Origin of the sequence: Streptomyces sp. NPDC003023, from assembly GCF_042888225.1 — a bacterium.
In the GTDB taxonomy this organism is placed as follows: domain Bacteria; phylum Actinomycetota; class Actinomycetes; order Streptomycetales; family Streptomycetaceae; genus Streptomyces.
In genome coordinates, this window is record NZ_JBIAPL010000004.1 from 283,150 (window position 1) to 294,989 (window position 11,840).

At 70.7% G+C, this 11,840-nt stretch carries 10 protein-coding genes; 4 read left to right on the forward strand and 6 right to left on the reverse strand.

What is annotated here, in order from left to right; all coding sequences use genetic code 11:
- Window positions 1-67: 67 nt before the first annotated feature.
- The 3 genes from ACFYV1_RS16415 to ACFYV1_RS16425 form a co-directional block, all read right to left on the reverse strand.
- Complete coding sequence (locus tag ACFYV1_RS16415; RefSeq protein WP_389396145.1) at window positions 68-343, reverse strand: hypothetical protein; 276 nt, start codon at window positions 341-343, stop codon at window positions 68-70.
- A gap of 147 nt (window positions 344-490) precedes the next feature.
- A complete protein-coding gene (locus tag ACFYV1_RS16420) occupies window positions 491-1,786 on the reverse strand; it encodes a M18 family aminopeptidase (protein WP_389396146.1) in 1,296 nt (431 codons plus the stop codon).
- 192 nt (window positions 1,787-1,978) lie between these two features.
- A complete protein-coding gene (locus ACFYV1_RS16425; protein ID WP_389396444.1) occupies window positions 1,979-3,820 on the reverse strand; it encodes an acyl-CoA dehydrogenase in 1,842 nt (613 codons plus the stop codon).
- A gap of 131 nt (window positions 3,821-3,951) precedes the next feature.
- Between ACFYV1_RS16425 and ACFYV1_RS16430 the strand changes: the two genes are divergently transcribed.
- On the forward strand, window positions 3,952-4,404 hold the full coding sequence (locus ACFYV1_RS16430; RefSeq protein WP_389396147.1) for an SseB family protein: 453 nt from the start codon (window positions 3,952-3,954) through the stop codon (window positions 4,402-4,404).
- Between the two features lie 82 nt (window positions 4,405-4,486).
- Here ACFYV1_RS16430 and ACFYV1_RS16435 read toward each other — a convergent pair whose 3' ends face one another.
- Both ACFYV1_RS16435 and ACFYV1_RS16440 read right to left on the reverse strand, forming a co-directional pair.
- Window positions 4,487-5,617, reverse strand: a complete 1,131-nt coding sequence (locus ACFYV1_RS16435) for a hypothetical protein (protein ID WP_389396148.1) — start codon at window positions 5,615-5,617, stop codon at window positions 4,487-4,489.
- Window positions 5,614-6,495 carry an SDR family oxidoreductase gene (locus ACFYV1_RS16440; RefSeq protein WP_389396149.1) on the reverse strand — a complete coding sequence of 294 codons (882 nt, stop codon included), beginning with the start codon at window positions 6,493-6,495 and terminating at the stop codon, window positions 5,614-5,616. Before ACFYV1_RS16440 ends, ACFYV1_RS16435 begins: the two co-directional genes overlap by 4 nt.
- 102 nt (window positions 6,496-6,597) lie before the next feature.
- Between ACFYV1_RS16440 and ACFYV1_RS16445 the strand changes: the two genes are divergently transcribed.
- The 3 genes from ACFYV1_RS16445 to ACFYV1_RS16455 all read left to right on the forward strand — a co-directional run bounded on the left by ACFYV1_RS16445 (window position 6,598) and on the right by ACFYV1_RS16455 (window position 9,654).
- On the forward strand, window positions 6,598-7,410 hold the full coding sequence (locus ACFYV1_RS16445; protein ID WP_389396150.1) for a TetR family transcriptional regulator: 813 nt from the start codon (window positions 6,598-6,600) through the stop codon (window positions 7,408-7,410).
- 116 nt (window positions 7,411-7,526) lie between these two features.
- Entirely contained in the window at window positions 7,527-8,483 is a 957-nt protein-coding gene (locus ACFYV1_RS16450; protein WP_389396151.1) for a pirin family protein, read from the forward strand.
- Window positions 8,484-8,568: 85 nt separating this feature from the next.
- On the forward strand, window positions 8,569-9,654 hold the full coding sequence (locus ACFYV1_RS16455) for an AI-2E family transporter (protein WP_389396445.1): 1,086 nt from the start codon (window positions 8,569-8,571) through the stop codon (window positions 9,652-9,654).
- Here the strand turns inward: ACFYV1_RS16455 and ACFYV1_RS16460 are convergent.
- Window positions 9,597-11,708 (reverse strand): SpoIIE family protein phosphatase, encoded by a 2,112-nt coding sequence (locus ACFYV1_RS16460; protein ID WP_389396152.1) that lies wholly within the window; start codon window positions 11,706-11,708, stop codon window positions 9,597-9,599. The two genes, ACFYV1_RS16455 and ACFYV1_RS16460, sit on opposite strands and share 58 nt — an antisense overlap.
- Window positions 11,709-11,840 lie beyond the last annotated feature (132 nt).

Below are 11,840 nucleotides of genomic sequence, written 5' to 3' on the forward strand. Positions count from 1 at the left end.
GGCCCTGGCCTGGTCCCCCGTCCCGGGCCCGGTTGTCAACCGCCGGGCCCGGTCGTCTCCGGGGCGGTCAGCGTGACGCGGCCGCCTCGGCGAGGCCCTTCATCAGGTCTTCCTTGTTCAAGCACGGCTGGATCTCGATGTGCGCGCCGAACTCGTGGAAGAGCGGCTCGAGGAGGGACGGCAGCCGGGAGCTCTCCTGCAGATCGAAGACGATGACGCAGGACCGGCAGCCGTGGTGGGGGCTGAAGTAGGCCGCCTCCGGGTTCAGTTGCCCGAGGATGCGGTCCCAGAGCTGTACCACCTTCTCAGGGTCGGTCAGCTTATTGGTTTTTTCGGTGTCCATGACGGCTCGCAGCACCATTCTCATGGCGGTCGCTCCGATCGTCTCGTGCCGGGCAGGAGCCCCCACCGACCAGCGTCGAACGCACCGGGGGCGACGGCAACATTTCGTCCCGCCGCCCCCGGTGGAGCCTTTGGCGCGCCTGCCTGCTCAGCCCTCCAGGAAGGCGGTCAGCGCGTTCGCCAGCAGGTAGGGGTCGTCGGCGCCGCAGAGCTCGCGGGCGCTGTGCATCGACAGGATGGCGACGCCGATGTCGACGGTGTGGATGCCGTGCCGGGCGGCCGTGATGGGCCCGATGGTGGTGCCGCAGGGCATGGCGTTGTTCGACACGAACGTCTGCCACGGCACACCGGCCTTCTCGCAGGCCGCGGCGAACACGGCCCTGCCCTGGCCGTCGGTGGCGTACCGCTGGTTGACGTTGACCTTGAGGATCGGGCCGCCGTTGGCACGCGGGTGGTGGGTCGGGTCGTGGCGCTCGCCGTAGTTGGGGTGCACGGCGTGGCCGGTGTCGGAGGAGAGACAGACGGTCCCGGCGAAGGCGCGGGCACGGTCCTCGAAGGTGCCGCCGCGGGCGTACACGGAGCGCTCCAGCACGGAGCCGAGCAGCGGGCCGTCGGCGCCGGTGTCCGACTGGGAGCCGTTCTCCTCGTGGTCGAAGGCGGCGAGCACGGGGATGTACGGCAGTTCGGCTGAGGCGGCGACCGCCGCCAGGGCGGCCGTACCCGCGTGCACGGATACCAGGTTGTCCATCCGCGGGCCTGCCACCAGCTCGCGGTCCCGGCCCAGGTAGGAGGCCGGCTCGATGGAGTGGACCATCAGGTCCCAGCCCGTGACCTCGCCCTCGTCGAGCCCGGTCTCCTGCTCGAGGAAGCGGATCAGGTCGCCCTCCTCGACGTCCCCGAGGCCCCAGACGGGCTGCATGTGGCGCTGACGGTCGAGCTTGAGCCCGTCGGTGTTGACGGAGCGGTCGAGGTGCACGGCGAGCTGCGGTACGCGCAGCAGCGCCCGGTCGACGTTCACGAGCCGCTGTGTGCCGTCGCGCAGGGTGAGCCGTCCGGCGAGCCCGAGGTCGCGGTCGAGCCAGGTGTTGAGGAGCGTCCCGCCGTAGACCTCGACGGCGATCTGCCGCCAGCCGTGCCCGCCGGTGTCGGGCAGGGGCTTGACCCGCAGGTTCGGCGAGTCGGTGTGGGCGCCGACGATACGGAAGGGGGTGTGGGCCGAGACGCCCTCCGGCACGTACCAGGCGATGATCGCCCCGCCGCGCAGCACGTACTTCCCGCCTGCGGTCGCGTCCCACGCGTCCGTCTCCAGCACCTGCCGGAATCCGGCCTTCTCGAGCCGCTCCGCCGCCGTGGCGACTGCGTGGTACGGCGTGGGTGCGGCCGTGAGGAAGGACATGAGGTCGTCGGTGTGGCCGCGATCGAAGCGGGCGGGTGCGCTGCTCATGGGTTCACCTTAACGAGGGACGTCCGGCGCCCGGCAGCCGGAACGACGGGCGGCCACCTTGGGGAAACGGGCGGCCGGCGGCCTGACGACGGTCGGGTCGCCCGGAGGGGACGGCTGCCCGGCAGCCGGAAACGGCGGTGCCGCCGACCGAGGACTCGGGCGGCGGCACCGGTTGACCGAAGGTGGCGAGGGTCAGAACGCGGCCTCGTCCAGGTCCATCAGCGAACCGTCGACCGTCTCCGCGAGCGCGCGCTCGACGGAGACGCCCGGCAGGACGTTGGCGGCGAAGAACTTCGCGGCCGCGATCTTGCCCTGGTAGAACGGCACGTCCTTCGCGGACACAGCCTTGGCGGACGCGGCCTCCAGCTTCTCGGCGGCGACGGCGGCACCGCGCAGCAGCAGGTAGGCGACGACCACGTCACCGGAGACCATGAGCAGGCGGGTGGTGTTGAGGCCCACCTTGTAGATGTTCTTGACGTCCTCGCCGGTGGCGATGAGGTCGTTGGTCATCGTGCCGACGATCGCCTCGAGGTCCACGGCGGCCTTGGCGAGCGCGTCGCGGGCGCCGGCCAGGTCGTCGCCGCCGGTACCGACGGCGAGGAACTTCTTGATCTCCTCGGAGAGGGCGTTCAGCGCCTGGCCCTGGTCGCGGACGATCTTCCGGAAGAAGTAGTCCTGGCCCTGGATGGCGGTGGTGCCCTCGTACAGGGTGTCGATCTTGGCGTCGCGGATGTACTGCTCGATCGGGTACTCCTGCAGGTAGCCGGAGCCGCCGAAGGTCTGCAGGGACTGGGCGAGCTGCTCGTACGACTTCTCGGAGCCGTAACCCTTGACGATGGGGAGCAGCAGGTCGTTGAGCGCCACGAGGGACTTGGTGTCCTCGCCGGCGGCCTCCTGGACGGCGATCTCGTCCTGGATGGAGGCGGTGTACAGCACCAGGGCGCGCATGCCCTCGGCGTACGCCTTCTGCGTCATCAGGGAGCGGCGCACGTCCGGGTGGTGCGTGATGGTGACCTTGGGCGCGGTCTTGTCCGCGAAGTTCTTCAGGTCGGGGCCCTGGACACGCTCCTTGGCGTACTCCAGCGCGTTCAGGTAGCCGGTGGAGAGGGTGGCGATGGCCTTCGTGCCGACCATCATCCGGGCGAACTCGATGATCATGAACATCTGGCGGATGCCGTCGTGCTTGTCACCGATGAGCCAGCCCTTGGCGGGGTGCTGGTCGCCGAACGTCATCTCACAGGTGTTGGACGCCTTGAGGCCCATCTTGTGCTCGACGTTCGTCGCGTAGACGCCGTTGCGCTCGCCCAGCTCGCCGGTCTCCCAGTCGAAGTGGAACTTCGGCACGAGGAAGAGGGAGAGGCCCTTGGTGCCCGCGCCGGCACCCTCGGGGCGCGCCAGCACGTAGTGGAGGATGTTCTCCTCCATGTCGTGCTCACCGGAGGTGATGAAGCGCTTCACACCCTCGATGTGCCAGGAGCCGTCCTCCTGCTGGATCGCCTTGGTGCGGCCGGCGCCGACGTCCGAGCCGGCGTCCGGCTCGGTGAGCACCATGGTGGAGCCCCAGCGCTTCTCCACGGCTATCTCGGCGACCTTCTTCTGCGCCTCGTTGCCCTCGGCGTGGAGGATGCCGGCGAAGGCGGGGCCGGACGAGTACATCCAGATCGCCGGGTTCGAGCCGAGCAGCAGCTCCGCGTAGGACCAGATCAGGGAGCGGGGCGAGGTGGTGCCGCCGATCTCCTCGGGCAGGCCGAGGCGCCAGTACTCGGAGTCCATGAAGGCCTTGTAGCTCTTCTTGAAGCTCGCCGGGACCGGCGCGGTGTTGGTCGCCGGGTCGAAGACCGGCGGGTTGCGGTCGGCGTCGGCGAACGACTCCGCGAGCTCGTTCTCGGCGAGACGGGCGATCTCGTCGAGGATCGACTTGGCGGTGTCGACATCCATCTCCGCGAACGGGCCGGTGCCGTACAGCTTGTCGCGCCCGAGGACCTCGAAGAGGTTGAACTCGATGTCGCGGAGATTCGACTTGTAGTGCCCCATGGCGACGGCTCCGTAAAGATCGGAAGTTGGATTTCTCATCCACGTACCAGCAAGTAGCTACGATGATGCTACCCGTCGGTAATAAGATGCAACCCCTATAGGGGCATCTGTGACTCGTTACTCTTGCGGTCATGTACGGCTACGACCAGACCCCGGGCGCTCAGCAGCAGCAGTACGTGCCTCAGCAGCCCTCCTACGGGGAGCAGCCGCTGTACCCCGAGCCGTCGCCGCCGTCCCTGGCCGACGCGGTACGGGCCTTCACGACGGGGTCGATGGCGGCCGAGGACTTCCAGCAGATCTTCGCGACGTCGAAGGTCTACTGCCCGCGCGGTGACAACCCGGGCTTTTTGGCGCTGCACAACACCCAGCAGCCGGTCATCCCCATGTTCACCACGCTCAAGGAGCTGCGCAGGTACGCGGGCAAGGAGTCCAAGTACTTCGTGATCACCGGAGCCGAGGTGATCGACCTGCTGCCCACGGGGTACGGCTTCGTGCTCGACATGGAGGGCGACCACCGGATGGTCTTCGACGCGAAGGCCGTCGAGCAGATGGTCGACTTCGCGATGCGCCGGATGTACGGCTAGCCGCGCCCGCACCCGTACACGTACAGGGCGCTGCCGACCGGTCCGCGGTCGGCAGCGCCTTGTGTCCCTGTGTCCGTAGCGGTCAGGAGTTCTCGCGCTCGCCCGGGAAGGTGCCGTAGCGCAGACCGCCGTGCGTGTGCGTCGGCCAGACGGGCCACTGGCGCTTCCAGCGGGCGATCTCCGAGGACGGCAGGATCTGCAGCCAGCGCGGGTCACGGCTGCTGCGGTCGGCCAGCGTCTTCTCCTTGACCATGGAGTCGTACTGGTCGAGGGAGTCCTCGAGCGTGTTGGCGTTGAGGACGACCTCGTGGCCGAAGAAGCGGGCGTGCCGCCGTACACCGGGGATGCGGGAGAGCTCCGGCTGCCAGTTGTCGGCCGCCACCCCGTTCTCCGAGGACACCCAGACGCCGTCGGGCGTGTTCAGCACGAGCGAGTGGTTGCCGTCCGTGTGTCCCGGCGTCCACAGCAGGCTGACGCCTTCGCCCAGCTCGATGTCCCGGTCGAACGGGATCACCCGGTCCGCGGGGACTCCGTCCATGCCGCCGTCGACGTACCAGGCGCGCTGCATGGGGTGGGGGGACTCGAAGGTGCCGAGTTCCTTGCGGTGGACGAGGAGCCGGGCCCGGGGGAACAGCGGCTCGGGCGCGGTGGTGCCGCCCGGGAGCGGCTTGTCGCCGCCCATGATCATGCGGACGTCCTGCACATGCAGATGGTCGAAGCTCACGTAGTCGACGTCGTCGGGTCCGAGGCCGCACAGGGCGAGCACGTCCTTCGGCCGGTGGTAGTACCGGGCGAAGACATGGTCGGTGAGCCAGTCGCCCGCCATGCGCTTGAGCTGGGCGTAGAAGGGTGCCGTGCTCGAGCCCTCCGGGACGGTCGGCTCCCACACCAGGATTCGCGGTGTGCCCTCGAAGTCGTCGTAGTGCACGACGAGCGCCCGGTTGATGATGTTGACGAAGGGGTTGGGGGCGATGGCGGCGTTGTGGAAGGCGTAGCGGGTCGGGTACGGCGCGGCGGCGATGTCGAAGCTGCGCACGGCGTGGATCCGGCCCTGCTCGCGGAAGCGTTCCCGGTAGGCGGTGGCGGCGTCCCGTACGGCCTGGAGACGGTCGCCGCGCGGCCAGACGTCGTGCACGCCGTCGAACTCGGGGATCGGACGTATGCCCTGCGGCAGTTCGCCGGCGGGCAGGTCACCGGTGAGGGTTTCTGTCATGGCGAGGTCCTGTCCTTGTCGTGGCCGGGCACGGCCCTGCTCCTGCGTTCGTAGGCGGTGCGGACCGACGCGTCCTTGAGGGCGGTCAGCTGATCGGGGACCACGGCCCGCTGCCAGAGCGCGGCCGCCCGGGCGGGCAGCAGCGCGGAGACCAGCGGCACGAGGCCGACGTGCCGCGGCACGTACACCTCGTCGCGGGGGCGGCGGACGACGCGCAGCACCGCTCCCGCGACGTCCTCCGGCGTCAGCCGCCGGGTGGCGCCCTCGCTGGTGCCGACGGCCAGCTCGGTGTCGACCACCGCCGGCATGACGACGGAGACCCGGACGCCGGTGTCGCGCAGCTCCGCCCGGACGGCGGTGCTGTAGCCGAGGACGGCGTGCTTCGTCGCCGCGTAGGTCGCCTCGCCGCGCGGTGAGATCCGGCTCGCGGCCGAGGCGATGTTGACGATGTGGCCGGCGCCGCGGGCGCGCATCCGGGGCGCGGCGAGCTTCATCCCCCGCAGGACGCCGTGGACGTTGACGTCGAACTGGCGCAGCGCCGTGTGCTCCGCCTCGTCGGCGAAGGGGCCGACCCACATGATCCCCGCGTTGTTGACGAGGACGTCGAGCGGGCCGAACCGTTCCTGCGCGCGGTCGAGGAAGCGTTCGAACGACGCGCTGTCCGTGACGTCGAGCTGCAGACCGATCGTCCGGCCGCCGGATTGCCGGCGCACGTCCTCGGCGGCGGCCTCGGCGGCCGCCGTGTCGATGTCGCCGAGAGCGACATGGGCGCCGGCGGCGGCGAGCGCGTGGGCGACGGCCCGCCCGATGCCGCGCCCGGCACCGGTGACCGCTACGACGCGGCCGGCGGCAGGGTGACGCCGCGTTGAATCCGGCATGGCTCTCCGTCCTGGTGGAGTCCGGAAATTATTCTGACAATCGGGATTGTCAGAAGCGTGTTGCATCCTGTCAAGGCTCGGGACAGGGAGAGGAACGGTGGCGTGAGCGGGACAGCACAGCCGACCGGCCGGCGCTACGGCGGGCGGGGCGCGGCGGAACGGCAGCAGGAGCGCAGGTCACGGCTGGTCGACGCCGGTCTCGAGGTGTTCGGGACGGTCGGGTACGCCGCGGCGTCGGTGCGCCAGTTGTGCCGGGAGGCCGGGCTGACCGAGCGCTACTTCTACGAGTCCTTCCAGGGCCGGGAGGAACTGCTCCGGGCGGTGTACGACCGGCTGATCGAAGAGGTCGAGACGGCGGCCTTCTCGGCGGCGGAGGCGGCGGGCCGGGCCGTGGGCGGGGTCGGCGAAGGGCCCGCCCGGACTGCGGACCGGGTCCCCGGCGAGGGCGAGGGCTCCGGCGGGGCCGCGGACGGGAGCCCTGGAGTGGGCATGGGTGGTGAGGGCTCCGGCGGGGCCGCGGACGGGAGCCCCGGAGTGGCCGCGGGCGAGAGCCGGGCGGGGCTGGAGCGGGAGGCGCGGGCCGGCCTGGAGTCGTTCGTCAAGACCCTGACCGACGACGGACGCAAGGCGCGGGTCGTGCTCATCGAGGTCGTGGGCGTCAGCCCGGCCATGGAGCAGCGGCGGCACGCCGTCATGCATGAATTCGCCGATTTCATCTCGGCCCTCGCGGCCCGCCGCCTCGGGATACCGAGACCGGAGCTGCTGCCCATGCTCTCCATCGCCCTGGTCGGCGGTGTCAACGAGCTGCTGGTCGACCGGACGCTGGGGAAGCAGACGGGAAGCGTCGAGGAGATCGTCGAGGTGTGCACGCTGCTGTTCGTCTCTGCGTACGAGATGCTGGAACGTCGAGGCTGACGCCCGCGCTGCGGCCGGTTCTCAACGCCCGGGAGGAATTCCTCCCGGGCGTTCTTCGTTCCGAGTGGCAGGAAGTTCATTTTTCAACTAAAGTGGTCGCACAAGGAGGTCCCGCCATGCCTGCAGTGACTGTCGAGAACCCGATCACCCTGCCGCGCGTCGCCGCACCCGCCGAGGCTCTGCCGCGGCCCGTGCTCGCCGTCTCCACGGCCCCCAGCGGCTTCGAGGGAGAGGGATTCCCGGTGCGGCGCGCGTTCGCCGGGATCAACTACCAGTACCTCGACCCGTTCATCATGATGGACCAGATGGGCGAGGTGGAGTACGCCGCCGGAGAGCCGAAAGGCACGCCCTGGCACCCGCACCGCGGCTTCGAGACGGTCACCTATCTGATCGACGGAACGTTCGTCCACCAGGACAGCAACGGCGGCGGCGGGACCATCAGAAACGGCGACACGCAGTGGATGACGGCGGGCAGCGGTCTGCTGCACATCGAGGCGCCGCCCGAGTCCCTCGTCATGTCCGGCGGCCTGTTCCACGGGCTCCAGCTGTGGGTCAACCTGCCCGCGAGCGACAAGATGATGGACCCGCGCTATCAGGACATCCGCGGCGGTCAAGTGCGGCTGCTGACCTCCCCCGACGGCGGTGCGCTGCTGAGGGTGATCGCCGGTGAGCTGGACGGCCACGAGGGCCCCGGCATCACGCACACGCCGATCACCATGATCCACGCCACCCTGGCGCCCGGCGCCGAGGTGACCCTGCCCTGGCGCGAGGACTTCAACGGCCTGGCCTACGTCCTGGCCGGGCGCGGCGCGGTCGGCCAGGAGCTGCGGCCGGTGCGGACCGGCCAGACGGCAGTCTTCGGCGACGGCGGCTCGCTGACCGTCCGGGCGGACGAGGCCCAGGACTCGAACACGCCCGATCTGGAGATCGTGCTGCTCGGCGGCCGTCCGATCCGCGAACCGATGGCGCACTACGGCCCGTTCGTGATGAACACGCAGGCCGAGCTGAAGCAGGCCTTCGAGGACTTCCAGAAGGGGCTGCTCGGCACCGTCCCCGCCGTCCACGGCATGTAACCGGCGGCCACCCGCTTGACGGCCCGTCACCCGTGCGGACCGGCTGGGCGGGACGGGTTCGGGCGAGCGTGGTCGGGTGGGGCCTGTGTTCCCGCAGAAGCCGCTGCTGCCCGAGCCCGTGAGGCGCCTCGCCGCCTGGTGCGTCGTCGCGCTGCTCGTCACCGGCGTCGCGGCCGTCGGGGTCTGGCTGGTGGTCAGATTCCAGACGGCCGTGACGCCCGTACTCCTCGCGCTGCTCGGGACGGCCCTGCTCGGACCGCTGTACCGGTGGCTGGTCCGGATGAAGGTGCAGCGGTCCCTGGCGGCCGGACTGACCTGTGCCGCCGTCGTCGCCGTCGTCGGCGGGGCGGGCTACATCGTCGTCAACGCGCTCGTCGAGACCGGCGACCAGATCATCGCCTCGCTCCGGCAGGCCGCCGACGGCCTGTCCCGGCACTTCTCAGCCGCCGGGACCTCCCTCGACGACCTCGCCTCGAACGCCAGGGAACTGCTCGGGAAGTTCGGCGGGACGGCCGCCTCCGGGGTGATCTCCGGGCTGAGCGTGGTGAGCGAGATGATCGCGATCGCCGTCCTGGCGCTGCTGCTGATCTTCTTCTTCCTGCGGGACTCGGACAGGGCGGTCGGCGCGCTGCGCTCCTTCGCGCCCGGTGACTCCGGCGAACTGGTCGAGGCGATCGCCCGCCGAGCCTACGGCGGGGTCGAGGGCTTCATGCGCGGTACGACGTTCATCGCCCTGATCGACGCGGCCTGCATCACGGCGGGGCTGCTGATCCTTCGGGTACCGGGTGCGATCGGGCTCGGCGCACTCGTCTTCGTTGGCGCGTACATCCCCTACCTGGGCGCGTTCATCTCGGGCGCGGTCGCCGTCCTCGTCGCCCTCGCCGACCGGGGGTTCGTCATCGCGCTCTGGGCGCTCGGGGTGGTGCTCTCGGTGCAGGTGCTGGAGGGGCATGTGCTCCAGCCGATGATCCAGAGCCGTACGGTCCACATGCATCCGGCAGTGGTGCTGCTGGCGATCACGGCGGGGGCGAGCCTCGCGGGCATCCTCGGAATGCTCCTCGCGGTGCCCGTCACCGCCGCCGCCTTCGGCGTCGTCCGGGAGCTGAGGGCGCGTTACGGCCCGGCCGGCACACCGGGCCGTTCGGAGCCGGCCGGCGGGACCGACTCGTAGAGCTCGAACCAGATCGTCTTGCCCTCGCCCCTGGGATCCACGCCCCAGGTGTCCGCCAAGAGCTCCATCAGCAGCAGGCCGCGGCCCGAGGAGGCCATCTCGCCGGGCCTGCGCAGGTGCGGCAGTTCGTCGCCGGTGTCCGTGACCTCCACGCGCAGGCGCCGGGCCGCGCCGCCGTCCGCCACCTCGATGACGATGAGCGCGTTGCCGTCGGTGTGCACGAGCACGTTCGTGACCATCTCCGAGATCATCAGGACCGCGGCGTCGACCTGTTCCGTGTCCTCCCAGTCGTGCAGCAGGTCCCGCAGATGCCGGCGGGCGGCCGCGATCCGCTCCGGCTCCGCCTGGGCGACGGTCATGGAACTGCGGCGTGGCGCACGGCGGAGCGGCTGCCCCTCCCGGCACAGCAGCACCAGCGCGATGTCGTCCTCGCGCCGGTCGGCGAGCGGCCCCGTCGTGTAGTGGGACGAGGGCCCGTGCACGGCCCTCACCAGGTTGTCGGCAAGGTCCTCCAGCGACTCGCCGGAGTGCTCCTCCATGACGCCGCGCAGTCTGGCCCAGCCGGTGTCGAGATCGTGGCCGCCGGTCTCGACGAGGCCGTCCGTGCAGATCATCAGCGTCTCCCAGGCCTCCAGCACGAACCGGGTCGTCGGATAGTCCGCGTCCGGTTCGATGCCCAGCGGCAGCCCGCCCTCCGTGGAGCGCAGCAGCACCGTCCCGTCCGATGTCCGCACGGCCGGTTCCGGGTGCCCCGCGCGGGCGATCTCCACGAGTCCGGTGGCCGGGTCCACCTCCAGATACAGGCAGGTGGCGAAGCGCGGGCTGGAGTAGTCGCCCTCCGCGTAGGTGTCGGTGATGCCGTGCAGGAAGCGGGAGGCGCGGGAGAGGACCGCGTCGGGCCGGTGGCCCTCGGAGGCGTAGGCGCGCAGGGCGATCCGCAGCTGCCCCATGAGGCCGGCGGCCCGTACGTCGTGCCCCTGGACGTCACCGATGACCAGGGCCGTGCGCCCCGAGGGGAGCGGGATCAGGTCGTACCAGTCGCCGCCGACCTGGAGGCCGCCGCCGGTCGGCACGTACCGTGCGGCCACCGCCATGCCGGGGATCTCCGGGCCGAGCGAGGGCATCATCGAACGCTGCAGGCCGAGGGTGAGCTCACGTTCGGACTCCGCGACGCCGGCGCGTGCCAGCGCCTGGGCGAGCATCCGGGCGACGGTGGTGAGCACGGAGCGTTCGTCGGGTGTGAAGGCGACCGGATGGCGGAACGCCGCGAGCCATGCGCCGATCGTCCGCCCGGCGACGATCAGCGGCAGGAAGGCCCAGGACTGGCGGCCGAAGCGCTGCGCGAGCGGCCAGGTGACGGGGTAACGGCCGCGGTACTCGCCCGGAGTCGGCAGGTAGACCGCCCGTCCCGTGCGCACGACATCGGCGGCCGGGTAGTTGCTGTCCAGCGGCAGGTCCGTGAAGGGCTGTTCGTCGGACGGGCTGTGTCCGTGCTGGCCGATGATCGTCAGATGGTCGCCGGCCACGCCGAAGACCGCCAGGCCGTCGGGGGAGAAGCCCGGCATCGACAGGGAGGAGGCCACCCGCAGGACCTCGGCCGTGGAACGGGCCTCCGCGAGGGCGCGGCCCGCGTCCAGCAGGAACGCCTCCCGGTGCCGCCGCCAGTCGCCGGTGACCGGTGTCCGGGCGGCGGTGGTGCCGGGCTGCGGCTCCGCGACCTCCTGGAGGGTGCCGTGCAGCAGGTAACCGTCGTCGTCCCCCTGCGCCTTGGTGCGGCTGCGGACGGTGCGCAGCACCCGGCCGGTCTCGTCCACGACACGGAGCCTGGCTTCCGCGAGGGTTCCCTCCGCGACGGCGAGGGAGATGACGCCGTTGATCTCCGCCCAGTCGACGGGGTGGAAGCGCGAGCGGACGACGGAGGCCGGTACGTCGCCCGGCTCGGCGGGCAGCTCGATCAGCCGGGCCGCCTCGGCGTCGACCGACACCGTCCCGGACCGGGTGTCCCACCGCCATACACCGGTCGCGATCGCGGCCAGCACGTCCTCCGTGCGCATTGCCTCACTTTATTCCGATCATCACGGTTGTGACGTGGCGGAAGGCTGTCGCGTCTATGTCAATGGGCCGTACGGGGGCCGGGCGGTAACCTTGCAAAGGTTGTGCCCACCCCGAATCGCTAAGACTGGATG